22 protein-coding genes are annotated in these 24,914 nt (G+C 67.9%); 13 read left to right on the top strand and 9 right to left on the bottom strand.

The window, feature by feature from the left end:
* Positions 1 to 47 precede the first annotated feature (47 nt).
* From WS68_RS20140 to WS68_RS20110, 7 genes are all read left to right on the top strand, one after another.
* Positions 48 to 1,343 carry an MFS transporter gene (locus tag WS68_RS20140; RefSeq protein ID WP_059572417.1) on the top strand — a complete coding sequence of 432 codons (1,296 nt, stop codon included), beginning with the start codon at positions 48 to 50 and terminating at the stop codon, positions 1,341 to 1,343.
* Positions 1,344 to 1,503: 160 nt separating this feature from the next.
* Positions 1,504 to 3,132 carry an ABC transporter substrate-binding protein gene (locus WS68_RS20135; protein ID WP_059572416.1) on the top strand — a complete coding sequence of 543 codons (1,629 nt, stop codon included), beginning with the start codon at positions 1,504 to 1,506 and terminating at the stop codon, positions 3,130 to 3,132.
* Positions 3,133 to 3,244: 112 nt separating this feature from the next.
* Entirely contained in the window at positions 3,245 to 4,255 is a 1,011-nt protein-coding gene (locus WS68_RS20130; protein WP_059572415.1) for an ABC transporter permease subunit, read from the top strand.
* Between the two features lie 97 nt (positions 4,256 to 4,352).
* Positions 4,353 to 5,270, top strand: coding sequence for an ABC transporter permease subunit (locus WS68_RS20125; RefSeq protein WP_059572414.1), 918 nt, complete (start codon positions 4,353 to 4,355; stop codon positions 5,268 to 5,270).
* An 82-nt stretch (positions 5,271 to 5,352) separates the two neighbouring features.
* Complete coding sequence (locus WS68_RS20120; RefSeq protein ID WP_059572413.1) at positions 5,353 to 6,345, top strand: ABC transporter ATP-binding protein; 993 nt, start codon at positions 5,353 to 5,355, stop codon at positions 6,343 to 6,345.
* On the top strand, positions 6,342 to 7,358 hold the full coding sequence (locus WS68_RS20115; RefSeq protein WP_059572412.1) for a peptide ABC transporter ATP-binding protein: 1,017 nt from the start codon (positions 6,342 to 6,344) through the stop codon (positions 7,356 to 7,358). The genes WS68_RS20120 and WS68_RS20115 overlap by 4 nt, the downstream gene beginning before the upstream one ends.
* Positions 7,359 to 7,398: 40 nt before the next feature.
* Entirely contained in the window at positions 7,399 to 8,499 is a 1,101-nt protein-coding gene (locus WS68_RS20110; RefSeq protein WP_442857180.1) for a TraB/GumN family protein, read from the top strand.
* Between the two features lie 212 nt (positions 8,500 to 8,711).
* Here the strand turns inward: WS68_RS20110 and WS68_RS20105 are convergent, their stop codons facing one another.
* The 5 genes from WS68_RS20105 to pxpB form a co-directional block, all read right to left on the bottom strand.
* Positions 8,712 to 9,668 carry a DUF979 domain-containing protein gene (locus WS68_RS20105; protein ID WP_059572410.1) on the bottom strand — a complete coding sequence of 319 codons (957 nt, stop codon included), beginning with the start codon at positions 9,666 to 9,668 and terminating at the stop codon, positions 8,712 to 8,714.
* Positions 9,665 to 10,477, bottom strand: coding sequence for a DUF969 domain-containing protein (locus tag WS68_RS20100; RefSeq protein ID WP_059572409.1), 813 nt, complete (start codon positions 10,475 to 10,477; stop codon positions 9,665 to 9,667). The genes WS68_RS20105 and WS68_RS20100 overlap by 4 nt, the downstream gene beginning before the upstream one ends.
* Positions 10,478 to 10,785: 308 nt before the next feature.
* Positions 10,786 to 11,532, bottom strand: coding sequence for a 5-oxoprolinase subunit PxpA (pxpA, locus tag WS68_RS20095; RefSeq protein ID WP_059572540.1), 747 nt, complete (start codon positions 11,530 to 11,532; stop codon positions 10,786 to 10,788).
* A 56-nt stretch (positions 11,533 to 11,588) separates the two neighbouring features.
* The gene (locus tag WS68_RS20090) at positions 11,589 to 12,665 is read right to left on the bottom strand and encodes a biotin-dependent carboxyltransferase family protein (RefSeq protein WP_059572408.1); all 1,077 of its coding nucleotides are present in this window, start codon (positions 12,663 to 12,665) and stop codon (positions 11,589 to 11,591) included.
* A complete protein-coding gene (gene pxpB / locus WS68_RS20085; RefSeq protein WP_059572407.1) occupies positions 12,662 to 13,318 on the bottom strand; it encodes a 5-oxoprolinase subunit PxpB in 657 nt (218 codons plus the stop codon). The genes WS68_RS20090 and pxpB overlap by 4 nt, the downstream gene beginning before the upstream one ends.
* Before the next feature lie 652 nt (positions 13,319 to 13,970).
* On the opposite strand from pxpB, the gene WS68_RS20080 reads away from it, so the two are divergent.
* On the top strand, positions 13,971 to 15,728 hold the full coding sequence (locus WS68_RS20080; protein WP_059572406.1) for a type III effector HrpK domain-containing protein: 1,758 nt from the start codon (positions 13,971 to 13,973) through the stop codon (positions 15,726 to 15,728).
* 22 nt (positions 15,729 to 15,750) lie between these two features.
* Positions 15,751 to 16,212, top strand: coding sequence for a GNAT family N-acetyltransferase (locus tag WS68_RS20075; RefSeq protein WP_059572405.1), 462 nt, complete (start codon positions 15,751 to 15,753; stop codon positions 16,210 to 16,212).
* Between the two features lie 287 nt (positions 16,213 to 16,499).
* On the opposite strand, the gene WS68_RS20070 is transcribed toward WS68_RS20075, so the two are convergent.
* Entirely contained in the window at positions 16,500 to 17,099 is a 600-nt protein-coding gene (locus WS68_RS20070) for a 5-formyltetrahydrofolate cyclo-ligase (protein WP_059572404.1), read from the bottom strand.
* 21 nt (positions 17,100 to 17,120) lie between these two features.
* On the opposite strand from WS68_RS20070, the gene WS68_RS20065 reads away from it, so the two are divergent.
* The 4 genes from WS68_RS20065 to WS68_RS20050 all read left to right on the top strand — a co-directional run bounded on the left by WS68_RS20065 (position 17,121) and on the right by WS68_RS20050 (position 22,284).
* A complete protein-coding gene (locus WS68_RS20065; protein ID WP_059572403.1) occupies positions 17,121 to 19,076 on the top strand; it encodes a lytic transglycosylase domain-containing protein in 1,956 nt (651 codons plus the stop codon).
* Between the two features lie 256 nt (positions 19,077 to 19,332).
* On the top strand, positions 19,333 to 20,292 hold the full coding sequence (locus tag WS68_RS20060; RefSeq protein ID WP_059572539.1) for a complex I NDUFA9 subunit family protein: 960 nt from the start codon (positions 19,333 to 19,335) through the stop codon (positions 20,290 to 20,292).
* A 106-nt stretch (positions 20,293 to 20,398) separates the two neighbouring features.
* Positions 20,399 to 21,046, top strand: coding sequence for a glutathione S-transferase family protein (locus WS68_RS20055; RefSeq protein WP_059572402.1), 648 nt, complete (start codon positions 20,399 to 20,401; stop codon positions 21,044 to 21,046).
* Positions 21,043 to 22,284: a multifunctional CCA addition/repair protein gene (locus WS68_RS20050; protein ID WP_059572401.1), complete on the top strand. Its 1,242-nt coding sequence runs from the start codon at positions 21,043 to 21,045 to the stop codon at positions 22,282 to 22,284. Before WS68_RS20055 ends, WS68_RS20050 begins: the two co-directional genes overlap by 4 nt.
* Positions 22,285 to 22,519: 235 nt before the next feature.
* On the opposite strand, the gene WS68_RS20045 is transcribed toward WS68_RS20050, so the two are convergent.
* The 3 genes from WS68_RS20045 to flgA all read right to left on the bottom strand — a co-directional run bounded on the left by WS68_RS20045 (position 22,520) and on the right by flgA (position 24,876).
* Positions 22,520 to 22,960, bottom strand: a complete 441-nt coding sequence (locus WS68_RS20045; RefSeq protein WP_059572400.1) for a flagella synthesis protein FlgN — start codon at positions 22,958 to 22,960, stop codon at positions 22,520 to 22,522.
* A gap of 76 nt (positions 22,961 to 23,036) precedes the next feature.
* Positions 23,037 to 23,360, bottom strand: a complete 324-nt coding sequence (flgM, locus tag WS68_RS20040; protein ID WP_059572399.1) for a flagellar biosynthesis anti-sigma factor FlgM — start codon at positions 23,358 to 23,360, stop codon at positions 23,037 to 23,039.
* A 133-nt stretch (positions 23,361 to 23,493) separates the two neighbouring features.
* Positions 23,494 to 24,876 carry a flagellar basal body P-ring formation chaperone FlgA gene (flgA, locus tag WS68_RS27880; protein WP_059572398.1) on the bottom strand — a complete coding sequence of 461 codons (1,383 nt, stop codon included), beginning with the start codon at positions 24,874 to 24,876 and terminating at the stop codon, positions 23,494 to 23,496.
* Positions 24,877 to 24,914: the final 38 nt, after the last annotated feature.

The following is a 24,914-nucleotide window of genomic DNA, read 5'->3' as shown; positions in this document are numbered from 1 at the left end:
GCAGGCGCGCGGCATGGTCCGGCGCGCGACGGCAACGAGGGGCGGGGATGGCAACGGTTGCGGCTTCGACGAAATCGGCAGGGCACGCGTTGAACCGGCGTGCGGTGGCGGCGGCCGTGATCGGCAACGCGCTCGAATGGTACGACTTCACCGTGTTTAGCTTCATGGCGGTTGTGATCGCCGAGTTGTTTTTTCCAACGTCGAACGAATATTCGGCATTGCTGCTCACGACCGCGACGTTCGGCGTCGCGTTCTTCATGCGGCCGATCGGCGGCATTGTGCTCGGGCTCTACGCGGATCGCGCGGGGCGCAAGGCGGCGCTGTCGCTCGTGATCCTGCTGATGACGGCGGGCATCTTCCTGCTCGCGTTTGCGCCGACTTATGCGGCGATCGGCATCGGCGGGCCGCTGCTGATCGTGCTCGGGCGTTTGCTGCAAGGGTTTTCCGCCGGGGGCGAATTCGGCAGCGCGACCGCGCTGCTGATCGAGGCGGCGCCCCTGTCGCGGCGCGGCTTTTACGGCGGCTGGCAAATGTCGAGCCAGGCTGCGGCGTTGCTCGTCGGCGCGCTCGCCGGCGCGGCGGTGACGCGCGGGCTGTCGGCCGACGCGCTGCACGCATGGGGCTGGCGCGTGCCGTTTCTGCTCGGGCTGCTGATCGGGCCGATCGGGTTTTATCTGCGCCGGCATCTGGCCGATTCGGAGGCGTTCGTGCACGCGCGCGAGCGTGCGCCGCGCGTGACGCTGCGCGAGGTGCTCGTGCGCCACGGGCGCGCGGTCGCGTGCGGGCTCGGCTCGGTGATCGCGCTCACGGTGACGATCTACGTGCTGATCAGCTATCTGCCGACGTTTGCGGTGAAGCAGCTGAAGCTGCCGTATGCGCAGTCGTTCTATGCGGTGATCGTCGGCAACCTGCTGTTGACGGTGCTCTCGCCGCTCGCGGGCGCGTGGTCCGATCGGATTGGACGCAAGGGCTTGTCGCTGTGGGCGCTCGGGCTCACGCTCGTGCTGATTTATCCACTTTTCATCTGGCTCGACGCGCAGCCGAGCATCGCGCGGCTCATACTCGTTCAGGCGATTCTGTCCATTACGCTGGCGGGCTATTACGGGCCGTTCGGCGCGATGATCGCCGAGTCGTTTCCGCCCAATGCCCGCTCGACCGGGTTGTCGATCGCGTATAACGTCGCCGTGATGCTGTTCGGCGGCTTTGGTCAGTTCATCGTCACATGGCTCATCAAGGCGACAGGTACGCCGCTTGCGCCCACTTATTATGTGATGACGGGGCTTGCGTTATCGTTCGTCGCAATCGCGTGCGTGCCCGACAAACGCGCCGATCCGGACTGGTAGCGCGCACGCGCCGGGGCTTCGCCCGGCGCGCCGAACGATGTGGCGAGGGCGTTTCGCCGCCGCACCGGTATTTTTCTCCAGCTTGTTGCCGTTACGAAAGCTCAAGTAATATCCGGCTACGCCGGCCCAGCCGGCCCTGAACTGGAGACTGGAGGAAATAATGGAACATAAACGACTGCTGCGCGCCCTGCGTGTTACCGCCACGGCGAGCGTCGCAGCGGCATCGCTCGGCATCGCGGGCTCTGCATTCGCGCAGATTCCGAACAAAACGCTCGTCTACTGCTCAGAAGGCAGCCCGGCGGGCTTCGATTCCGCGCAATTTACCACCGGCGTCGATTTCACCGCGGCGACGTTCCCGATCTACAACCGCCTCGTCGAGTTCGAGCGCGGCGGCACCAAGGTCGAGCCCGGCCTCGCCGAGAAATGGGATATCTCCGCCGACGGCAAGGTTTATACGTTCCATCTGCGCCACGGCGTGAAGTTCCACACGACCGAGTTCTTCAAGCCGACGCGCGAATTCAATGCGGACGACGTGGTGTTCACGTTCGAGCGCATGCTCGATTCGAGCCAGCCGTTCGCGAAGGCGTACCCGGTGTCGTTCCCGTACTTCACCGACATGGGGCTCGACAAGCTGATCGCGAAGATCGACAAGGTCGATCCGTACACGGTGCGCTTCACGCTGAAGGAGCCGAACGCGCCGTTCATCCAGAACATGGCGATGGAGTTCGCGTCGATTCTGTCGGCTGAATATGCGGACCAGTTGCTCAAGGCCGGCAAGGCCGCCGACATCAATCAGAAGCCGGTCGGCACGGGCCCGTTCATCTTCCGCAGCTACACGAAGGACGCGACGATCCGCTTCGATGGCAATCCTGACTATTGGAAGAAGGGCGCGGTGAAGATCTCGAAGCTGATCTTCTCGATCACGCCGGACCCCGGCGTGCGCGTGCAGAAGCTCAAGCGCAACGAGTGCCAGGTGATGAGCTATCCGCGCCCGGCCGACATCGCCACGCTCAAGAGCGATCCGAACATCGAAATGCCGTCGCAGGCGGGCTTCAATCTCGGCTATCTCGCCTACAACGTCGAGCACAAGCCGCTCGACAAGCTCGAGGTACGCGAGGCGCTCGACATGGCGATCAACAAGAAGGCGATCCTCGAGTCGGTTTATCAAGGCGCGGGCCAGGCGGCATCAGCGCCGATGCCGCCCACGCAGTGGTCGTATGACAAGAATTTGAAGACCGCCGCCTACGATCCGGCGAAGGCGAAGGCGCTGCTCGCGAAGGCGGGCTTCCCGAACGGCTTTTCGATCACGCTGTGGGCAATGCCCGTGCAGCGCCCGTACAACCCGAACGGCAAGCTGATGGGCGAGATGATCCAGGCCGACTGGGCGAAGATCGGCGTGCAGGCGAAGATCGTCACCTACGAATGGGGCGAATACATCAAGCGCGCGCACGCGGGCGAGCAGGACACGATGCTGATCGGCTGGACGGGCGACAACGGCGATCCGGACAACTGGCTCGGCACGCTGCTCGGCTGCGACGCGATCAAGGGCAACAACTTCTCGCGCTGGTGCTACAAGCCGTTCGACGAGCTGGTGCAAAAGGGCCGCGTGACGTCGGGGCAAGACGCTCGAACGAAGATCTACACGCAGGCGCAGCAGATCTTCGCGCAGCAGGTGCCTTTTACGTCGATCGCGAACTCGACCGTCTATCAGCCGGTGCGCAAGAACATCGTCGATATGCGCATCGACCCGCTCGGCTATGCGCGCTTTGACGGCGTGAGCGTGAAATAACGGCTAAAACGCGCCGCCGGCAGGCCGATGCACGATAATGACCGGCGACGAGGGGCCATGAGCCCCTCGTCGCCGGTCGCACATTTCCCACAAGAAAATATCGAGAAGCGTCATGTTCCGATTCGTTCTGCGCCGCGTGGGCATGGTGATTCCGACTTTCGTCGGCATTACGGTGCTCGCGTTCGCGCTGATTCACCTGATACCGGGCGACCCCATCGAAGTGATGATGGGCGAGCGCGGCGTCGATCCCGCGATGCACGCGCAGGCAATGCACCGCCTCGGGCTCGACGAGCCGCTGCCCATCCAGTACCTGCATTACGTCGGCCGTGCGCTCAACGGCGACCTCGGCACGTCGATCATCACCAACACCAGCGTGATGAGCGAATTTCTGGCGCGCTTTCCCGCCACCGTCGAATTATCGATCTGCGCGCTTGTCTTCGCGCTCGCCATCGGGCTGCCCGCCGGCGTGTTCGCGGCGCTCAGGCGCGGCACGCTCGTCGATCACGGCGTGATGGGCACCGCGCTTGCCGGCTATTCGATGCCGATCTTCTGGTGGGGCTTGATCCTCATCATGGTGTTCTCCGCGTATCTCGGCTGGACGCCCGTGTCGGGGCGCCTCGCGGTCGAGTACGAGATTCCTCACACGACAGGCTTCATGCTGATCGACACGCTGATTTCCGGCGAGGAAGGCGCGTTCGCGTCGGCGGTGAGCCATCTGATCCTGCCGTCGATCGTGCTCGGCACGATTCCGCTCGCGGTGATCGCACGGATGACCCGCTCGTCGATGCTCGAGGTGCTGCGCGAGGATTACATCCGCACCGCGCGCGCGAAGGGCTTGTCGCCCGCGCGCGTCGTCGTCGTGCACGCGCTGCGCAACGCGCTGATTCCGGTCGTCACCGTGATCGGCTTGCAGATCGGCACGCTGCTCGCGGGCGCGGTGCTGACCGAGACGTTGTTCTCGTGGCCGGGCGTCGGCAAATGGCTGATCGACGCGATCGGCCGGCGCGACTATCCGGTCGTGCAAGGCGGGATTTTGATGATCGCGACGCTCGTGATCGTCGTGAACCTGGCCGTCGATTTGCTGTACGGCGTGCTCAATCCGCGCATCCGCCATACGAGGTAATCGATATGCATTTTCCTACTCGTATCCGTTCGTTGCCCCGGCCGCCGGCTGCGGCGGCGGCACTCGGCCGCGCGTGCGCGGCATCGCGGGAGGCGTAATGAGCGATATTCAAAACGCGATGCCGCAGCAGGCGGCCGCAGTCGGCGGGCGCGCGCTCGCGCTGCGCGAATTCTGGGCGAACTTCTCGCGCAATCGCGGTGCGGTCGGCGCGGGCGTGATCGTGCTCGCGCTCATTGTCGTCGCGCTGTTCGCGCCGCTGATCGCGCCGCACAGCCCGATCGAGCAATACCGCGACTACGTGAAGATTCCGCCCGCATGGCTCGCGGGCGGCAACTGGCAATTCGTGCTCGGCACCGACGAAGCCGGCCGCGATATTCTGTCGCGGCTGATGTACGGCGCGCGGATGTCGTTCTGGATCGGCTTCGTGTCGGTCGTGCTCGCGCTGATTCCGGGCATCGTGCTTGGCCTCGTCGCCGCGTTCTTCCAGAAATGGGCCGATACGCCCGTGATGCGCGTGATGGACGTGCTGCTCGCGCTGCCGTCGCTGCTGCTCGCGGTCGCGGTCGTCGCGATCATCGGGCCGGGGCTCACCAATACGATGTTCGCGATCGCGATCGTCGCGCTGCCCGCATACGTGCGCCTCACGCGCGCATCGGCGCTGGGCGAGCTGCAGAAGGAGTACGTGACGGCGTCGCGCGTCGCGGGGGCGGGCACGCCGCGGCTGATGTTCTCGCAGGTGCTGCCGAACTGCACGGCGCCGCTGATCGTGCAGGCGACGCTCGGTTTCTCGTCGGCGATTCTCGACGCGGCCGCGCTCGGCTTTCTCGGCCTCGGCGTGCAGCCGCCGACGGCCGAATGGGGCGCGATGCTCGCCTCCGCGCGCGACTATATCGACAATGCGTGGTGGATCGTCACGATGCCCGGCCTGTCGATCCTGATTTCGGTGCTTGCGATCAATCTGCTCGGCGACGGGCTGCGCGACGCGCTCGACCCCAAACTCAAACGGATGGCCTGAATGAAACGATTCCCACGTTCTCCTCGTTCGCCGCGCCGCGAACGGGCGGTCAGCACTTTTGGAGCCGCCGGCGAGCATTGATATGAGCAATCTATTGACGATCCGCAATCTGGCGGTGAATTTCAACGGGCTGCCGGCGGTGGCCGGCGTCGATTTGTCGATCGCGCGCGGCGAGGTGGTCGGCGTCGTCGGCGAATCGGGCTCGGGCAAGAGCGTGACGATGATGGCGCTGATGGGCCTCATCGACGCGCCCGGCATTGTCAGCGCCGACGAGGTCACGTTCGACGGCATCGATCTGCTGAACGCGAGCCCGAAGGCGCGCCGTAAGATCATCGGCAAGGACGTCGCGATGGTGTTCCAGGACGCGCTGACGAGCCTGAACCCGAGCTATACGGTCGGCTATCAGATCAGGGAAGTGCTGAAGCTGCACGAGGGCCTGCGCGGCGATGCGCTGAACAAGCGCGCGCTCGAACTGCTCGACCAGGTCGGGATTCCCGATGCGAAGAACCGCATCGATACATTCCCGCACCAGATGTCGGGCGGCATGAATCAGCGCGTGATGATCGCGATGGCGGTCGCATGCAATCCGAAGCTGCTGATCGCCGACGAGCCGACGACCGCGCTCGACGTGACGATCCAGGCGCAGATCATGGATCTGCTCGTCACGCTGCAAAAGGAGCGCGGCATGGCGCTCGTGCTGATCTCGCACGATCTCGCGGTGGTGTCGGAAGTCGCGCAGCGTGTGGCGGTGATGTACGCGGGCGAGATCATCGAGACGAATCGCGTGCCGGATATCTTCGCGCATCCGCATCATCCGTATACCGAAGCGTTGCTCGCGGCAATTCCCGAGCACAATGCGGGGGCGAAGCGGCTGGCCGCGCTCCCCGGCATGGTGCCGGGCCGCGACGACCGGCCAAGCGGTTGCCTGTTCGCGCCGCGCTGCAAGTACGCCGTCGACGATTGCGCGAAAGCGCATCCGGCACTCGCCGAACTGGCGCCCGGCGCCGCGATGCGCGCGCGCTGCATCCGGCCGCTGAACCTGCGGGCGGCCCACACTGAAGGAGGCGCACGATGAACGCCATTCTCGACGCGCGCGAGCCCGCCGTGCGCGATGACGTCGTGCTCGTCGCCGATCGGCTCGCGAAGCACTACACAGTCAAAAAAGGGATGTTCGGGCAAGGCACCGTGAAGGCGCTGAACGGCGTGTCGTTCACGCTCGCGCGCGGCAAGACGCTCGCGGTCGTCGGCGAATCGGGCTGCGGCAAATCCACGCTCGCGCGGCAGCTCACGATGATCGAGCCGCCGAGCGCCGGCCATCTGTCGATCGACGGCTGCGATGTGGCGGGCGCGAGCCCGGCGACGATCGCCGTGCTGCGCCGCCGCGTGCAGATGGTGTTCCAGAATCCGTTCGCGTCGCTGAACCCGCGCAAGACCGTCGAGCAAACGCTTGCCGAGCCGCTTGCGATCAACACCCAGCTTACCGTTGCCGAGCGCGCGCAACGGGTCGCGCAGATCATGCGCACGGTCGGCCTGCGGCCCGAGCACGCGAAGCGCTATCCGCACATGTTTTCGGGCGGCCAGCGCCAGCGCGTCGCGATTGCGCGCGCGATGATCCTCGAGCCGCAGATCGTCGTCGCCGACGAGCCGGTGTCCGCGCTCGACGTATCGATCCAGGCGCAGATCCTGAATCTCTTCATGGATCTGCAGGATCAGTTCAAGACGAGCTACGTGTTCATCTCGCACAACCTCGCCGTGGTCGAGCATATCGCCGACGACGTGATGGTGATGTACTTCGGCAGCGTCGCCGAGCTTGGCGACAAGAAGACGATCTATGCGCGGCCGCGCCATCCGTACACGCGCGCGCTGATGTCGGCGACGCCCGCGATCTTCGAGGCGGATCGCAAGATCCAGATCAAGCTGCAAGGCGAGTTGCCGTCGCCACTCAATCCGCCGTCGGGCTGCGCGTTTCATCAGCGTTGCCCGTATGCGGTCGAGCGCTGCCGCGCCGACGAGCCGAAGCTGCGCGACGTCGACGGCCGGCTCGTTGCCTGCCACCGCGCCGAGGAGGTGGGGGACGTGCATGCCTGAAGCGGTCGCGGCGCGCGGTGCCGTGCGCCGTCCGCGCCGGATGGGCCAGCGTGCAGCGCCGCCCGCCGGTTTGCCGATTCGATGCTGGCGCGCGCGGGCGCTCGTGGGCGCCGCGCTCGTCGGCGCATGCGTGACGGGCGGCATCGCGTGGCCGCCCGGCGCCGCGCGCGCGGCGGCCGCGGCCGCGACAGCGCCCGTGCCGCGATCGACGATTCCTTCGCCGGGCTTGTCGTTGCCGGGGTTTCACGTGCCGGCGCCGGTGTCGTCGAACGGCACCGTCGCGAGCGGCTCGGTGCGCACGCAGCCCGCGCGGATGCCGTTCTATGTCGCGACGAAGGGCAAGGTCACGCTCTATCTGCTCGGCACGCTGCATGTCGGCGATCCGGCCGACTATCCGAGCACGCAGCCGTTTCGTCAGCCGATTCTGGCGGCGCTCGCCGCGTCGCCCACGCTGGCGCTCGAATTGTCGCCGGACGATTTGCTCGAATCGCAGGACGACGTGTCGAAGTACGGCGTCTGCAATTACGCGTGCCTGCCGCGGCTGCTGCCTGCGCCGCTATGGCAGCGGCTCGCGGGCCGGCTGCGCGGCAATGCGGCCGCGCTTGCCGGCATTCGCAACATGCGGCCGTGGCTGGCGGCGCTCGTTGTCGAAACCTACGATTCGCTGTCCGCGGGGCTGCAAACCGAATACGGCACCGAGGCGCAGCTTCAGAATATCTTTTTGCGCAAGAAGGGCGGCAAGGTGGTCGGGCTCGAGACGCTTGCCGAGCAGATGCGCGCGTTCACCGGGCTCACGCTCGCGCAGCAGCGCGAGATGCTGGCGCAGGATCTTGTGCAGACGCCCGCGCAAAATGCCGACGACGTGCGTGCATTGCATCGCCTCTGGCGCATCGGCGATGCGGACGCGATCGCGGCCTGGGCGGTGGCGAAGACGGAGCGGCTCGCGCGCGTAAAACTGATTGCCGAGTCGATCGACAACAAGATCGTCTACGAGCGCAACCGCCGCTTCGTGTCGCGGATGACGGCGATCGCCGCGCCGAACCGGCCGCTGTTCGTCGCGATCGGCGCGCTGCATCTGGGCGGGCCGAAGGGCGTGCTCGAGCTGCTGCGGGAGCTGGGGTATCGGGTGGATGCGGGGTGAAAGGGGGGCGGCAGCGCGCGCAACGGTGCGCCGATGCCTGCCACCGGCTGCTGTCTGCGGCGTGGTCCATTCCGTTCCATGAAAGGAAACCGATTCGCGCCGGTTCGCATCGATTGTCCGGCCGGTTGTGGCAGGCGATTCGGACGATGGGGGCCCCGAGCCCATCGCAATATCGTGAGCGCGTGCGCTTTGAGCGTATCGCGTGCGGTCGCTCATCGAAACATCAACGCATTCAGCAACACGATATTCGTCGCGAGCAACGCGAGCGCCGTCGGAATTTGCACGCGGATCACGCCGTTCTTGTTCGGCAACTCGAGCAGCGCGGCGGGCACCATGTTGAAGTTGGCCGCCATCGGCGTCATCAGCGTGCCGCAGTAGCCGCAGAACATGCCGATCGCGGCCATCACGGCCGGATCGCCATGGAATTTGCCGACGAGAATCGGCACGCCGATTCCGCCCGTCATCACCGGAAACGCGGCGAAGCCGTTGCCCATCACCATCGTGAAGAGCGCCATGCCGACACAGTAGACGGCGACCGCGACGAACCGGTAGTCGAGATTCACATAGGCGACAGTCAGATGCGTGACCGCGCGGCCGACGCCCGCCTGCGCGAACACGAGCCCGAGCATGCCGAGCATCTGCGGCAGCACGGCCGCCCACGACAGCGCATCGACGAGGCGCCGCGCCTCGTGCAGCGACTGGCCGACGGTGTCGCGGGTGATCCGGCACGCGATGCCGAGCGCGATCACGCAGCCGATCCCGAAGCCGATCAGCGTGACGTTTTTCGGCTCGACGAGCGGTGCGCCGCCGATGTGCAGATGGCTCGCCGCGAGCGTGATCGCCACGGTCACGAACGGGATGGCGAGCGCCGGCACGAACAGCCGGTTGCCGATGCGCGCCGCGCTGGCGCGGCGCTCGCCGTCGGACGGCAGCCCGGCTTTACCCGCCGTCACGCCGCCGCAGCCGGCAATCAGGGCCATCACGATGGCGATCACGCCGACCGATTCGACGGGCAGCCGGTCGCCGGCGACGAAGACGAGCGCATACAGCAGCCAGAAGCCGCCCGCCGTGAAACGGCGCGGATGCGAGCGATCGGCGATGATCGTCGCGCTGACCGCGAGCAGCACCGCACCGGCGAGCCAGTAGAGCGCATTGATGGTGAGCGTCATGCGCGGTCTCCACGGCGGGGTGCGGCTTTCGCGTCCGCTTCGGGCGCGGCGCGCCCGGCTTGACCGGCGTGCTGCGCGCCATCGGCGGCGCGCGGCCCGTCTGCGTGCCGAGCGGCGGCGAGGCCGCCCAGTTCGCGCTCGAGTTGCCGGTCGAGGCGCCAGAGTCTGAAGCCGTGGATCGCGAGCGCGGCGAGCGCGGTCGGGATGCCCCACAACGCGACGTGCATCGGCTCGACGCTCACGCCCGCCTCCTTGAGGAACGTCACCATCAGCACGATCGCGCCGAATGCGACGAAGATGTCCTCACCGAAAAACAGGCCGACGTTGTCGGTCGCGGCCGCGTAGGCGCGCAGCCGATGACGGGCGGCGTCGGGCAGCGGGCCGAAGCGGTTTTCGGCGGCGCCTTCGGCCATCGGCGCGATCAGCGGGCGCACCATCTGAGGATGGCCGCCGAGGCCGGTGAGGCCGACGGCCGCGCTCAGTTCGCGCACGATCAGATAGACGATGAGCAGACGTCCGGCGGTGGCCGCGCGAATGCCGGCGATCCAGGCTTGCGCGCGCTCGCGCAGCCCGTGCCGCTCGAGCAGCCCGATCACGGCAAGCGGCAGCAGAATGATGAGCGGGATGTTGCGGGTTTTCAGAAAGCCCGCGCCGATTGCGGCGAGGATGCGCGCGGGCGGCAAGTGTGCGCTGGCCGCCGTTGCGATCGCGGCGAGCGCGACGATCAGCATCGGATTGAAGCGCAACGCGAAACCGGCGACGATCACGGCGACGCCGACGAGCGGCCATAGGCTGACGGTGTCCGACATGGGCATATTCTCCTGACATGGGTGGGGCGAGCGCCGTCTTTGCGCGGCGGCGGGGGAGCCGGGTGATCAGGATCGGATGCCGGAGCGTGCGCTTCATCGGCGTGGGTATGCCCGGTGTGCAAGCCTATCGAGATCCTCGTCTGGACGGGTATTGTGGCAAAGTCCCGCTGGATTTCCCAGCGCGGCCACATGCGGCGTGCGATGCGCTGGCGCGCGGTTGGGCCACAGGCGGGCACGCGCATCGCGGATGCGCCAATCGACGTGCGCGAGCGTGCGGACGTGGGCGGACGCGCGAAATGCGGCTGCGCCTACGCTGCGCTGGGCGCTTGCACGCCGATGCCGGCTGCGTCGAGTGCTGTACGGATCTGGCGCGCGAATGCGAGCGCATGCGGCCCGTCGCCGTGCAGGCAGACGGTTTGCGCGTCGAGCGGCACCCATTCGCCCGTCACCGCGCGCACGCGCCGGCCGCGAATCATCTCCAGCGTGCGGGCGAGCATCTCGCCTTCGTCGTCGACGAGCGCGCCGGGTTCGGTGCGCGGCACGAGCGAGCCGTCGGCGCGGTAGCCGCGATCGGCGAATACCTCCTCGATGGCGACGAGCCCCGCGCGTCGCGCGGTGGCGATGAAGCTGCTTTTCGCGAGCCCGAACACCGCGAGCGACGGATCGAAATCGTGGACTGCCGAGATAACCGCGTCGGCGATCGCCGGATCGCGCGCGGCCTGGTTGTACAGCGCGCCATGCGGTTTCACGTGCGCGAGACGTCCGCCTTCGGCCAGCGCGATCGCCGACAGCGCGCCCAACTGATAGAGCACGCCCGCGTAGATCTCGCACGCGGGCAGGTTCATTTCCGTGCGGCCGAAGTTCTCGGGATCGTGAAAGCTCGGATGCGCACCGATCGCGACGCCCTTGTCGAGCGCCCAGCGCACGCAGTCACGCATCGCTTGCGCGCTGCCCGCGTGCCAGCCGCATGCGATGTTCGCCGACGTGACGAGATCGAGGAGTGCCTCGTCGGAGCCGCAGCCTTCGCCGAGGTCGGCGTTCAAATCGATGTGCATGGCGTTCGCATTCCCAGGTTCGGCGCCGGTGCGCGTGCGTTCGCGCCGCCGGCTCATCAAGCGGCTGCGCCGCGTGCGGCAAGCACACGCTCGCGCGCCTCGTCGCGCATTTCGATGGCGATATCGATTTGGCGCAGATACACGCGCTCGGCGTCGAGCGCCGTGCGCGCTTCGTCTGCCGTCACGCGGACAAAGCGGATCGGCAGGTTCAGCCGCGCCTGCGCGAGTTTCCACAGATCCGCGCGGATCACCGAGCCGATCCGCGGATAGCCGCCCGTCGTTTGCGCATCGTTCATCAGCACGATCGGCTGACCGTTGCCGGGCACCTGGATCGTGCCGGGCAGCACCGCGTGCGACAGCAGATCGTCGCGCCCGTCACGCGCAAGCGCCGTGCCCGCGAGCCGGTAACCCATCCGGTTGCTGCTCGGCGTGACGATCCATTCGTCGTCCCAGAACGCCTGCTGCGCGGTCGGCGTGAAGCTCGCGTACTGCGGGCCGGGCAGCACGCGCACGGGCATCGCCCACGACGCATGCGCGTGCTTGTGGCGGCGTGCCGTGTCGACGCGCGCGAACGAACACCAGGCGGGCGCTTTCAGGCCGAATTCGGGCGCGCCGGGCGCGACGCACCCGGGCGCGTCCGGCGGCGGCGCGCCGGTCGGCAGCCGGTCGCCGTCACGCAACGCGCGGCCGCCGAGTCCGCCGAAATGCGATGCCAGATCGGTGCTGCGCGAGCCGAGCATCGGCAGCACGTCGATGCCGCCCATCACGCACAGATAGCCGCGCATCCCGCGTTTCGCGGCGGGCAGCGTGAGCGTTTGCCCGGCCGCGACGGGCACGCTCCACCACGAATAGACCGGCCTGCCGTCGAGCGTCGCGCCGAATTCGGTGCCGGTGATCGCAATGCGCGTGGCGCGCGGGAAGCGGAACGACGCGGGCCCGAGCGTGATTTCGATCGCCGCGGCCTCGGGCCGGTTGCCGACGAGGCGATTGCCGACTTCGAGCGCAAGCGTGTCGAGCGCACCGCTCTGCGCGACGCCGAGATGGCGGTAGCCGCGGCGTCCAAGATCCTGGACGCTCGAAAGCGGCCCGGCGCGCAGCACTTCAATGCCGCCCGTGGCGTGGCTCGATGTCATCCGGTATGTACCCCCGCAATGGTGAAGCGCACGCGATCGCCCGGCTGCAGCAGCGTGGGCGGCGTGCGCGCCGGGTCGAACAGTGTGAGCGGCGTGCGGCCGATCAGTTGCCAGCCGCCGGGCGCCGCGGCCGGATAGATGCCGGTCTGCTCGCCGCCGATGCCGACCGAGCCGGCCGGCACCTCGACGCGCGGCACCGCGCGTCGCGGCGTGTGCAGCGCGCTTTCGAGGCCGCCCATGTAGGTGAAGCCCGGCTGGAAGCCGAGGAAGAACACGATATAGCTGCCGCCCGCATGACGCCGCACGATTTCGTCGATGGCAAGCCCCGTATGTTTGGCAACCGCGTCGAGATCGGGGCCGAACTCGCCGCCGTAGTCGACCGGAATCTCGATTTCGCGGCCGCTCTCGGCAACGCTGTCGGCGTCGCGCCAGGCGGCTTTCATCCGCGGCGCAAGCGTGCCGGCGGTGGTCGCGAGCGGATCGAACACGATGGTCAGATTGTTCATGCCGGGTACGATGTCGACGACGTGCTGCCAGTCCGCCGCCGCGTTCGCGACTGCCCAGACGCGGCGCTGGCATTCCAGCGTCGCGGGAGGCGGCGTCTCGCAGACGATGGCGGTATCGCCGAGCGGGTAGATGCGTGGAATGATCATCGATGGGAGGCTGGCGGCATTGGGCCGTGTCACGAATAGATTACCAACAAAAGTTTGACGGCTTGCCGCCGAAGGCGGCCCGAGGGTTCCGGCACGGATTGTACGGCGCGCATGCCCATGCGATTTCCGGCGCGGGGCGCACGCTTGTCGAACCTCGTTCGAGGGCATGTTTATAACACGCTCTCACGTCCGTTCGAGCGGCAGGCACCGCCGCGCATGCCGAGCATTTCGCCGGCGCGCGCTTCGCGACGCTGGCGAATTGCGGGGCCATTGGAGATGGGCGAGAGGCGAGAGGTGAGGGGCGAAGGACGAAGAGCGGGAAGAAGGACGGAGGACGGGACGAAGCATTGATCGAGACGCCACGCTCAAAACGCGTGCCGGCAAAGCCCGGCGGATGCGGCGCGTGGAGCCGGGCGCTGCGGGCGGGCCGCCGTCGCCACGCGCGAGGCGCGCCAAGCTGCGGCGCGCGCGGATTTCGATGCCCGGCCGGCGCGCCGCATGAACCAGTTTCGCAATGCTGGATGCGGTTTCGGGCGCCCGTGGCCTGGCACAACCGGCGGTGTTTAAAGTGACAGCACAAGCCCGTGTTGAACCCCGGCTTGTCGGATGGAGTGGCCAAGCCATGCCGTTTTCTTGAAGGAGTTCGCACGCCATGGGCAGCCTATCTTTTCCTCTTTCGGCAACCGATTTGACCGCAGCGGAAGGCGGCCGCAAGCCCGCGGACAAGCTTGGACAATGCGCCGCGACGGCGTTCGCCATCGACGCGTTGCTCAATGAAAGCCTGCGTCCGCCGGCGCGCCGCCGCTTCAACGCCGCGACTGCGTCCGCGTCGCGGCGATTGAGCACTGCGCGTGCCGATCAGCCAGCCGAGCGGAACGTCCAGGCGGCGAACGACGGTTCGTATGCGCTGCTCGATGACTACAGTGCGCAAAGCGACGCGGCCGATCTCGCGCAATGGTCCGATCTGGCGGCTTACGATCAACGCGTGCCGCTCGAGCGGCCGATTGCCGCGATGCAAATTCTGGCAGGCGAGCCGAGCACTTCCGGACAACGGCCGACGGCCGGGCAGATCAGCGCGGCACTGAATTTCGTCCATGACAATCCGTCGCTGAGGACCGCGTTGCAGAATAAACACGCGCTCAGGCCGGATGGCGGCATCGATCGCGGAAGACTCGGCGATTTTCTGAAGGACGTCCGAACCAACCTCGCCCTTGCCGACAAGAACCTCAAGGAATACCAGGCAAAGCACCCGGACGCCCCGCGCGACGCGCTGAACATCGCGCGCGCGGCTGCGCTGCTTCAGGCCTACTTGCCTATCGCGGGCGAGTCGGCGGGCCACCGGTCGAACGGCAAGGACAACAACTACGCCGGTGGCAAGAACGGTGGCGGATTGACGAGCCGGCAGCAAATCGACGCGTTGCAGGATAACGAAGGCTTCAGCGCGTCGCTGAAGGCGGCGGCGAAGGCGTGGTCCAGCAAGGGTGCGTTCGATGCGATCGATCGAAGCGGCGACGATAAAGCGACCAAACCGCGCAGCGACGATCTCACGGCCAACAATGTGTCGAATTTCGTGCTGAAAGATGCGCCGTCCGACGAGGCGGCCGAGCAGGATTTTCTATGGCGCGCGAGCGTGCGCAACATTACCGCCGATACCGATATCCAGTCGCTCGGCGAGGACGTGCTCGCCCGTCCGCAGAACTATGCCGCTCGGCAGAAGGCGGCCGTGATGATCAAGCTGATGGAGACGCTGGTCGATGTCGTGGCCGGCGGCGCGGATGGTCTGCGCGACGTCCGCATCACGGTGGCCGAATTGCAGCGGGCGATCGCGGCGCTTGCGAACGATCCCGCGACGGCCGCGTATCTGCGGCAAACCGCGCCGCCGGAGATGCAGAGCCTGGGCGCGATGTTCGAGCAGGCTGGCGGCAGTGCCGGGGAGCGCGGGCTTGGCCGCGGCGGCGGCCGGCGCGTCGGCGGCGTGGCGGCGGGTTTGGCGGCAGGGGCGGCCGGCCGGACCTCGCTGCGCGATGCGGCGGGCGCAGTCAAGAACGTCACGGATAAAGTCAAAGACGCCCGGAACGCGGTCCAGGAGGCGAAGACCGCTGTCGAGCAACTGTACAAACTAACCGGCGCTGCGGGCAAGGAAATCGCCGAACGCGCGGCGTCGCGCGTGCTGGGCCTGACCATGCGCGCGGGCGTTCGCGGTGCGATGGGCGCGCTCACGGCTACGATGGGTGCGTTGGCCGGCGCGGGGCCTGCCGGATGGGTGCTCGACGCCGTGCTGGTCATTCCGGATATCGTGCTGGGCGTGCTGTGGATCGTGGAATTGATCCGAAAGCATCAGCGCCAGGCGGCCTTCGCCGATAACGTGAATCCAACGCTGCGGCAGTTCGGCATGACGTTGCCGAGTTGAGTCCGGCCGCATCGGTTCGATGATGAGCAGGCTGTTGTTCGAGCGCAGCGACGAAGTGATGCATTTCGTCGCCAGCATGACGGGTGAGCGTCGCTATGACTACTGTGCGACGATCGGGCTCGAGAACGATGGGGACATCGTCGCGGGTGTGCTTTACCAAGGGCACAACGGGCCGAACGTGCTGATGCATTTCGCGTGCCGGGGATCGCGCCATTTGATTACGCGCGCGTTTGTCTGCGCTGCGTTCATGTACCCGTTTCAGGTGCTCGGATGCAATCGGGTGACCGGGCTCGTGCGCGCGGACAACGACGGGGCGCAGCGTCTGGGCGAGCATCTCGGCTTCGTGCGCGAAGGCGTGATGCGCGAGGGCGCGGGGGATGGCACGAACTTCATTCTGTACGGCATGCTGCGGCGTGAGTGCCGTTTCTTGCATAGCTGTTATTTGAGTGCGCTGCTGGCCGAGCTGGAAGCCGGGCCGGCCTGAAACTGCGCGATGCGGCTATCGCGATATGGGTGCGTCACGCGGCTGCGATGCAGGGTGGTAATGCGCGGGATAAAGCACGGCGATAAAGTACGGGGCAAAGCGCGGGGACAAGGCACGACGGCAAAGCACGACGGCAAAGCACGACGGCAAAGCGTAGCGGCAAAGCACGGCGATAAAGCGCGGAGGCAAAGCCTGAAGGCAAAGCGCGGAAGAAAGTATGACAGCAAAGCGCAGCGGCAATATGCGCCCGCCAAGTACGCCCGCCGAGCACGGGCCGTGCCGATGCGTCAGCCAGGCATCGCCCGGCAGGTTCGCGTCTCGGTGACGATCCAGTCGAGCGGCAGGTCGTGCGCGTCGCGCGGCAGTTCGGGCACGCCGCATGCGTCGTATGCGATGCCGATCGTCATGGGCCGCCTGCCGCCCGGCCACGCGGCGAGCGTGCGGTCGTAATAGCCGCCGCCGTAGCCCAGCCGGAAGCAGGCGTCGTCGAACCCCACGCACGGGATCAGCAGCAGATCGGGCACGATCGGCGCGCCCGACGCCGGCTCGGGAATCCGGTGGCGGCCCTCGCGCATCGGCGCGTCGGGCGTCCATATATGGAAGGCGAGCGGCGCACGCGGCGTTTCGATGACGGGCAGCGCGGCTTGCCGGCGGGCGTCGTCCGCCAGCCATGCGGCGATCGTGCCGCGCGCGTCGAACTCGCCCGGCAGCGGCCAGTAGAAGCCGACCGAGCGCGGCGCGCAAGCGTCGAGCGCCGCGAGCACGCGTTGCGCGAGCGCACCGTGCGCGTGCGGCGCGCGGTGCGCATCGACGCGGCGCCGGGCCAGCGATTCGCGCAGCGTTTGCTTCGGATTCGACGCCGGGGCGCATGCTATGCTTTCGCTCACTTCCGTGCTCCGTTCACAACGATGTCAACCAGTTTTCACCGAGTATATCGCGCGGCGGCAACGCTGCTTGCCGCCGCCGCGCTGGCCGTGGGGACGGCCACCTGCGTCGCGCAGACCGCCGACGACACATCGTCTTACGACGATCAAATCTTCGTTCAGCTTCGCGAGGCCGCGCGCAAGAACGATGCGGGGCGCGCCGCGCAACTCGCCGCGCTGATCCCGAATTATCCAGCGCCGTCTTATCTCGAATATTTCCAGATTAAGCCGCAATTGTTCGATTCGGCCGGCCGTGCGCGGATCGACGCGCCGGATGCGCCGGTGCTGTCGTTCCTGTCACGCTACGACGGCCAGGCGATCGCCGACCGGATGCGCAACGATTACCTGCTCGTGCTCGGCGCGCGCCACGACTGGCGCAATTTCGACGAGCAGTACAAGCGCTTCGTGCTCGACGACGACACGCAAGTCAAGTGCTACGCGCTCGAATCGCGCGCGGCGCGCGGCGAGAACGTCGCCGATATGGCCCGCGATCTGCTCGTCGATCCAAAGGTCTACGGCGATGCGTGTGTCGACCTGATCGGCGCGCTTGCCGCGAACAAGCAGTTCTCGAGCGATGACGTATGGGCGCAGGTGCGTTTCGCGTATGAGCAGAATTACACGACGACGGGCGGCAAGATCGCCGACATGCTCGGCGAGCGCCCGGCGGGCTTCGAGCAGGTGATGAGCGCGCCGCCGCTGTTTCTTGCGCGCGGCATCGGCGCGGATGCGACGTCGCGGCAGCTCGCGCTCATCGCGATCACGCGGATGGCGCGCAACGATCCGGACGCCGCGGCGGGGCAGTTGACGTCGCTCGCGCCGTCGCTGTCCGCGGCCGAGCAGGCGGCCGGCTGGGGCGAGATCGGCTTTCAGGCGGCGCTCAAGCGCATGCCGCAGGCGGTGGTGTGGTATCGGCAATCGATGAACGCACGGCTGTCGAATGCCGCATACGAATGGCGCACGCGCGCGGCGTTGCTGGCGGGCGATTGGCCGATGGTGCGCTGGTCGATCGAACAGATGCCCGCGTCGCTGCGTGACGATACGACTTGGATCTACTGGCGCGCGCGCGCGCTGAAGGCAAGCGGCGACACGCTGAAGGCGAACCAGGAATTCGAGCGGATCGCCGGGCAATTCAATTTCTACGGGCAGCTCGCCGGTGAGGAACTGGGGCAGAAAACCGTGATTCCGCCGCGCACCCGGGTATCGGACGCGGAGATCGACGCGATGCGCAAGGTGCCGGGTTTCGCGCTCGCGCAGCGTTTCTATGCGCTCAATCTGCGGCTCGAAGGCAATCGCGAGTGGAATTGGCCGCTGCGCGGGATGACCGACAGGCAGTTGCTCGCGGCAGCCGAGTACGGCAAGCGCATCGATTTGCTCGATCGCACCGTCAACACGGCGGACCGCACGACGTCGGAGCACGATTTCATGTTGCGCTACCCGTCGCCATACCGCGATATCGTCGAGCGCTACGCGCAGCAAAATGGGCTCGACGTCGAGTGGGCGTATGGGCTGATCCGCCAGGAGTCGCGCTTCATTACGAACGCGCGTTCGTCGGCGGGCGCGGGCGGCCTGATGCAACTGATGCCGGCGACCGCGCAACTCGTTGCGAAGAAGCTCGGGCTGGGCCCGTTGTCGCGCGGGCAAATGCATGACATCGATACGAACGTGCAGCTCGGCACTTGGTATTTGTCTGACATCTACCAGAAGTTCGACAATTCGGCGGTGCTCGCCACGGCCGGCTACAACGCGGGGCCGGGGCGGCCGAGCCAGTGGCGTCAGGCGCTCGCGCGGCCGGTCGAGGGCGCGATTTTCGCCGAGACGATTCCGTTCAACGAGACGCGCGATTATGTGAAGAACGTGTTGTCGAACGAAACGTTTTATGCGGCGCTGTTCGAGAAGAAGCCGCAGTCGTTGAAGGCGCGCCTCGGGTTCATCGCGCCGTAATCGTAACGAGCCGTAACGAGCGCCGCGCGCATGCCGCAAGCGCGTTGGCGTGCATAGAGCGGCGGCGTATCCCGGCGCGGCCTCGCAGGCCGGCGCGCAACCCGCGGGCCGCCACCGCCAATATGCGGCCGGCGCGTGGCGTGCCGCGCCTGTCGGCGCGTATGCGCTGCTGCCGCTGCCCGCCGCTTGGTTGCCGCCTAGCCGCCTGGGGGCTTGGCGGCCAGGCTGCGCGGCGGAATATGGATGGGGCAAGATCATGCAGCGCCAGACCATCGCCGTCGTCGGCGGCACGGGCTTCATCGGCAGCCGGCTCGTCAATACGCTCGTCGGCTCGGGCGCGCGCGTGCGGATCGCCGCGCGCCGCCGCGAGCACGCGCGCCATCTCGCGATGCTGCCTGTCGAGATCGTCGAGCTTGGCGCATTCGACGAGCGCGAACTGGCCCGCTTCGTCGCGGGCGCTCGGGTTGCCGTCAATCTCGTCGGCGTGCTGCATGGCGCGCGGGGCTTGCCGTATGGCGAGCGCTTCGCGCGGCTGCATGTGGCGCTGCCCGCGTCGCTTGCCGCCGCGTGCATCGAGGCGCGCGTGCCGCGCGTGATCCACGTGAGCGCGCTCGGCGCCGATCCGCACGCGCCAAGCATGTACCTGCGCTCGAAAGGCGACGGCGAAGCCGCGCTCCATGCGCGGGCTGCGACGGGCGCGCTCGATGTGACGGTGTTCCGGCCGTCGGTGGTATTCGGCCCGGGCGATGCGTTTCTTACGCTGTTCGCGCGGCTGCAGCGCTTGCTGCCGGTGTTGCCGCTTGCGATGCCGGATGCGTTGATACAGCCTGTCTACGTCGGCGACGTCGCGCTGGCGCTCGCAAACGCGTGCGTGCGCGATGCGACGCGTGGCAAAACCTACGAACTCGGCGGGCCGCGCACGTACCGGCTCGAGGCGCTGGTCCGCTATGCGGGCGCGCTTGCCGGGCGCCGCGCGCGGATCGTCAGGCTGCCCGATGCGCTCGCGCGAATGCAGGCGCGCGTATTCGAACTGTTGCCGGGCGAGCCGCTGCTCACCCGCGACAATCTCGCGTCGCTGTCGGTGCCCAGCGTGATGACGGGGCCGCTCGCGCCCGAGCTGGGGATTGCGCCCGCGAGCGTCGAGAGCGTTGCGCCGACGTATATTGGCGATACGGCGCTCTATTCGCGCTTCGCCGGCTGGCGCGCGCGACGCTGACGGCTGGCGCGTCGGCGGGGCGTTTCGGAACTTCGGCGGGGGACCGCCGGCTGTGGAGATCGCTCGATCTGCGCGTGGCAGAGCAGGAATAAAGGAAAGGAATCGGATGAAACTCGTCGTCGGAGACAAGAATTACTCGTCGTGGTCGATGCGCCCGTGGGTGCTGATGCGGCACTTTGGCATCCCGTTCGACGAGGTGCCGATCGAGTTGCGCCGCGACGATACGGCGGCGCGGATTCGCGCGTATTCGCCGTCCGGCAAGATACCGTGCCTGATCGGTGATGACGGCGTGCCGGTATGGGATTCGCTCGCGATCGCCGAGACGCTCGCGGAGCGTTTCGCGCAGCACGCGCTCTGGCCGCGCGATGCGGCCGCGCGCGCGCGGGCGCGCTGTGTGTCGGCCGAGATGCACGCCGGTTTTGCCGCGCTGCGCGGCGAGATGCCGCTCGATATCCGCGACACGCCGCCCGCGCGTGAGCTGTCGCCGGCCGCGCTCGACGACGTCGCGCGCGTCGACGCGATCTGGCGCGAATGTGTGGCCGCGTCGGGCGGGCCGTTCCTGTTCGGCGCGTTCTCGATTGCCGACGCGATGTACGCGCCCGTCGTGCTGCGCTTTCGCGCGTTCGCGGTGCCGCTGTCGCCGCAAGCGCGCGATTACGCGGCGAGCGTCGCCGAGCTGCCGGCCGTGCGCGAGTGGATCGACGCCGCGCGCCGCGAGACGACCGTGATCGACGTCTACGGGCCGTCGCGATGAACATCTACGCGGTTGGCGGCGCGATCCGCGATGCATTGCTCGGCTTGCCGGTGCGCGACCACGATTACGTGGTGGTCGGTGCGACGCCCGAGCAGATGGCCGCGCAGGGCTTCAAGCCGGTCGGCAAGGATTTTCCGGTGTTCCTGCATCCGCGCACGCACGAGGAATACGCGCTCGCGCGCACCGAGCGCAAGACGGCGGCGGGCTATCACGGCTTCCAGTTCTATTTCGCACCCGACGTGACGCTCGAGCAGGATCTCGCGCGTCGCGACCTGACGATCAACGCGATGGCGCGCGCGGTGAGCCCGGACGGCACGCTGATCGGGCCGATCGTCGATCCGTTCGGCGGACAGGCGGATTTGCGCGCGAAGCTGTTCCGGCATGTCGGCGATGCGTTCGTCGAAGACCCGGTGCGGATTTTGCGCGTCGCGCGCTTTGCCGCGCGTTTTGCCGATTTTTCCGTCGCGCCGCAGACCTTGGCGCTGATGCGCGAGATGGTTGCCGCGGGCGAGGCTGATGCGCTCGTGCCCGAGCGGGTCTGGCAGGAGCTTGCGCGCGGGCTGATGGAGGACGAGCCGTCGCGGATGTTCGCGGTGCTGCGCGACTGTGGCGCGCTCGCGCGGATTCTGCCCGAGATCGACGCGCTGTTCGGCGTGCCGCAGCGCGCCGACTACCATCCGGAAGTCGATACGGGCGTGCACGTGATGATGGTGATCGATTACGCGGCGAAGCAACGCTATACGCTGCCGGTGCGCTTCGCGGCGCTCACGCACGACCTCGGCAAGGCGACCACGCCCGCTGACGTGCTGCCGCGCCATATCGGGCACGAAGCACGCAGCGTCGAGCTGATCAAGCCGTTATGCGAGCGGTTGCGGGTGCCGAACGAGTGCCGCGATCTGGCGCTGCTCGTTGCGCGCGAGCACGGCAATTTGCATCGTGTGATGGAGATGGGCGCGGCGGCGCTGGTGCGGCTTTTCGAGCGCGCCGATGCACTGCGCAAGCCCGCGCGTTTCGCCGAGGCGCTGCAAGCGAGCGAAGCCGACGCGCGCGGGCGGCTTGGATTCGGCGCGCAGCCTTATCCCCAGGCCGAGCGGCTGCGGCAGGCGCTCGTTGCGGCACGCGCGGTCGATGCGGGCGCGATCGCGCAGCAGTTCGCGGGCCAGCCGGCGCAGATCAAGGACGCAGTGCACCGCGCCCGAGTGCGGGCAGTGGCGGAGGCGATCGGAAGTGGCGAGTAAGTGACGAAGACGTGGCATGCGCTGGCGCACGGGGTTGAATCTGGCGATTGAACCTGGTGGTTGAACCCGGCAGTTGATGCCGACGGCCACCGGCCCGGTGGCCCAATTCGCGCGGCGTGCGCTTCGCGCAGCGCGCCATGCTTGTCATGCCCTCATGCGGCGCGGCCGCAAACCGCGCCGATAAGGATCGCGCGGATGCAGGCGGATCATGCAGCGCGCTGGACCTCGCGGACGGTCAGCGCGCGGCAGCCCCGAGGCGCCCGTCCGGCCCATAGAGCGCGGCGTGTTGCGGCGCCGCGCGCAGCACCGATAGCGCCTTCTCGTTGTGATCCATCCGGATCCGGATCAGCATCCCGTTGATCGCGTTTGCGTGGCGCGCGCGCTCGGCTGCCTGCTGTAGCAACTGCCAGCCGCTCGCGATGCGCACGTCGTCCTCGGCCGCGCGCTCCATTCCTTTTTTGCCGGCCGGCAAACCGAGCGACGCGAGCAGCGCGTCGCGCTCGCGTTCGAGGCGTGCGAGCTTGTTGATCAGTTCGAGCTTTCGGGCGACGAGGCCCGGCAGCGCATCGAGCGGCTCGGGCGTCGTCAGCGCTTTTTCCTCATAGGCGAGCAGCGACGCGAACGCCTCGACGCTCGCATGTTCGTCGGTGATCGTGGCCAGCAGTTCGTCTCTCATCTCGTTTCGCTCGGTTTGCCGCGCGTGAGCCCGGCGTGCCGGGTTCGCGCGGCGGGGCCGGATCGGCGCGTGGCGTCTAAGGTTGCTTGAGCAGTTCGCGGGCGGTTTGCAGGATGCCGTCGGCGATCCGGCTCGTATCGATAGACAGCGTGCCGTTGCGGATCGCCTCGCGGATCGACTCGACTTGCGCGACGTCGATATCCGCATTGCCCGATGCGGCGAGGCCGCGCAGCGTCGACGAGAGGCCGGACAGGCTCAGTTTCGCGTCGCCTTGCGCCGGCGCGCTTGCGGCGCCCGCATCCGGTCGGGCCGCGCCCGTGCCGGCCGGCGAGCGGGCCGTGCCCGTGCCGGCATTCGATAGCGTCCGGGGGTTCGACGCAGGAGGGGAATCGATTTTCACGATGGCGGTTCCTGTACGGGTTTGGCCACGATAACGGCAGCGCAGGCCCGAACTTTAGTGTTCGCTCGCGGGTAAATCCCTGAATCGATGAAACTTTGCAATTCTTGACGGTTTGCGCACGCGCGGCGCGCCGCTACAGGGAAATTTCGACGGTGGCCGCATCCTTGACGACCGCAGTGACGATCTGGCCCGCCGCCATGCGTACCCGCACCGGCTGGCCGGGCGCCGCGTTGCCGAGCGCGCTGCCCTCGGCCGAGATCGTGAACCCCGGGCCCGAGGCAATCACCCGCACGGTCTGCCCGATCGATACCGACGCCGCGCTTTTCAGCAGATCCCGGCGCAGCGGCAGTCCGGCCGCGACGCGTGTCAGCGCGCTCGCGCCGACGGCCTGCGCCGGCTCGGTGATCACGGCGAGCGGCAGCAATGTCAGGTCGCCGTCGCGCGCGACGAGATCGGCGGCCGTCAGCGTGTCGCCGGGCGCGAGCGCGCGGGCGGCGACGTAGTAGGTCGCCTGCACGGTGAGCTTGGCTTGCAGATAGAGCGTCCACGGCCGCTCGCCCGCGCAGCGCACGCCGACCGTCGTGCGGCCCCACAGGCGCGCGCCCGTCGGCAGAAACGGTTCGAGCGTCGTGCACGCGGCCAGCCCACGCGGGAGCGCGGGCGCGACGGTGATGGTGACCTTGCCGGGCAGGCCCGCCGCCTGCTGCCGCAGGAAGGCGAGCGCGGCGCTGCGGATTGCTTCGCTGTCCTGGCCCGCGGCGGTTGGCGCGGCCGGAGATGGCCGCGCGGCGGCGCAAGCCGCCTGGGACGCGTTCGCCGGTGCGGCGAGCGTTCGCGCCGCCGACGTTTGCGCAACGGCAGCGCTCGATCCCGGCGTGTCGGCGCAGGCCGGCAGCGGCGGCCTGGCGGGTATCGTGCGCGGCGCGGCCGGCGCGCCGCGCGCGGCGAGTGCGCGAGGCGCGCTGGAGGCGAGTGCGTCATCGATGCGCGGCGCGCTGGGATTGGCTGGCGCGGGCTCGATGTGCCGCGGCTGACGCGGCAAGCGCGGCGGCGCTGCGGCTGTTCGCGCGCCGGCCGTTGCCGTGACGGCGGCGGCGCCCGCGTCCTGTGCGGCGACGGGCGCAACTTGCCATGCATCTTCGCGGTCCGCGCGTGCGGCGACGGCGCGGCCGGCCGGCAGGTCCCGCGCCGCCAAGCCCAGGGAAGTGCCGCCCGTCGCCGCGGAGGGGCCGGCGCCGAGGGCAGCGCCGTCTGCCGCCCGGGCTTTTGCAGCATCGCCGCTCGCTTCGCCGCTATGCACCGCATCCGCTGCCTCCGCCGCGCGCGTGCTTGCCGTCGCGTTCGCGAGCGCCGTTTCGGCCGATTCGCCGCGTCCCGGAATCACGATCATGCCACTGTCGGCCGGTTGCGCGGCCTGCGCCGCGCAGGCCCAGCCGGCCGCCGCCAGCACCCACGCGAGCGCCGCGCGCGTGCCGGTGATGCGCGCGGCGCCGTCGGTCGTCGCGCGTTGCGTCATCGCACCCTCCTCGAAACCGGAACCGTCCAACCGTCTAA

The sequence above is a fragment of the Burkholderia sp. TSV86 genome (assembly GCF_001522865.1).
GTDB lineage: Bacteria > Pseudomonadota > Gammaproteobacteria > Burkholderiales > Burkholderiaceae > Burkholderia.
Note: the sequence above shows the minus strand (reverse complement) of the source record. Positions and strands in the feature narration are given on the sequence as shown.

Excerpts from the sequence above, each read along its gene's own strand:
- WS68_RS20060 (WP_059572539.1), top strand. The coding sequence starts at position 19,333 with ATGCAGCGCCAGACCATCGCCGTCGTCGGCGGCACGGGCTTCATCGGC.
- flgA (WP_059572398.1), bottom strand. The coding sequence starts at position 24,876 with ATGACGCAACGCGCGACGACCGACGGCGCCGCGCGCATCACCGGCACG.
- WS68_RS20120 (WP_059572413.1), top strand. The coding sequence starts at position 5,353 with ATGAGCAATCTATTGACGATCCGCAATCTGGCGGTGAATTTCAACGGG.
- WS68_RS20110 (WP_442857180.1), top strand. The coding sequence starts at position 7,399 with ATGGGCCAGCGTGCAGCGCCGCCCGCCGGTTTGCCGATTCGATGCTGG.
- WS68_RS20080 (WP_059572406.1), top strand. The coding sequence starts at position 13,971 with ATGGGCAGCCTATCTTTTCCTCTTTCGGCAACCGATTTGACCGCAGCG.
- WS68_RS20140 (WP_059572417.1), top strand. The coding sequence starts at position 48 with ATGGCAACGGTTGCGGCTTCGACGAAATCGGCAGGGCACGCGTTGAAC.
- WS68_RS20055 (WP_059572402.1), top strand. The coding sequence starts at position 20,399 with ATGAAACTCGTCGTCGGAGACAAGAATTACTCGTCGTGGTCGATGCGC.
- WS68_RS20135 (WP_059572416.1), top strand. The coding sequence starts at position 1,504 with ATGGAACATAAACGACTGCTGCGCGCCCTGCGTGTTACCGCCACGGCG.
- WS68_RS20115 (WP_059572412.1), top strand. The coding sequence starts at position 6,342 with ATGAACGCCATTCTCGACGCGCGCGAGCCCGCCGTGCGCGATGACGTC.
- WS68_RS20090 (WP_059572408.1), bottom strand. The coding sequence starts at position 12,665 with ATGACATCGAGCCACGCCACGGGCGGCATTGAAGTGCTGCGCGCCGGG.
- WS68_RS20130 (WP_059572415.1), top strand. The coding sequence starts at position 3,245 with ATGTTCCGATTCGTTCTGCGCCGCGTGGGCATGGTGATTCCGACTTTC.
- WS68_RS20075 (WP_059572405.1), top strand. The coding sequence starts at position 15,751 with ATGAGCAGGCTGTTGTTCGAGCGCAGCGACGAAGTGATGCATTTCGTC.
- WS68_RS20105 (WP_059572410.1), bottom strand. The coding sequence starts at position 9,668 with ATGACGCTCACCATCAATGCGCTCTACTGGCTCGCCGGTGCGGTGCTG.
- WS68_RS20100 (WP_059572409.1), bottom strand. The coding sequence starts at position 10,477 with ATGTCGGACACCGTCAGCCTATGGCCGCTCGTCGGCGTCGCCGTGATC.
- pxpB (WP_059572407.1), bottom strand. The coding sequence starts at position 13,318 with ATGATCATTCCACGCATCTACCCGCTCGGCGATACCGCCATCGTCTGC.
- WS68_RS20065 (WP_059572403.1), top strand. The coding sequence starts at position 17,121 with ATGTCAACCAGTTTTCACCGAGTATATCGCGCGGCGGCAACGCTGCTT.
- WS68_RS20125 (WP_059572414.1), top strand. The coding sequence starts at position 4,353 with ATGAGCGATATTCAAAACGCGATGCCGCAGCAGGCGGCCGCAGTCGGC.
- WS68_RS20045 (WP_059572400.1), bottom strand. The coding sequence starts at position 22,960 with ATGAGAGACGAACTGCTGGCCACGATCACCGACGAACATGCGAGCGTC.
- WS68_RS20050 (WP_059572401.1), top strand. The coding sequence starts at position 21,043 with ATGAACATCTACGCGGTTGGCGGCGCGATCCGCGATGCATTGCTCGGC.
- pxpA (WP_059572540.1), bottom strand. The coding sequence starts at position 11,532 with ATGCACATCGATTTGAACGCCGACCTCGGCGAAGGCTGCGGCTCCGAC.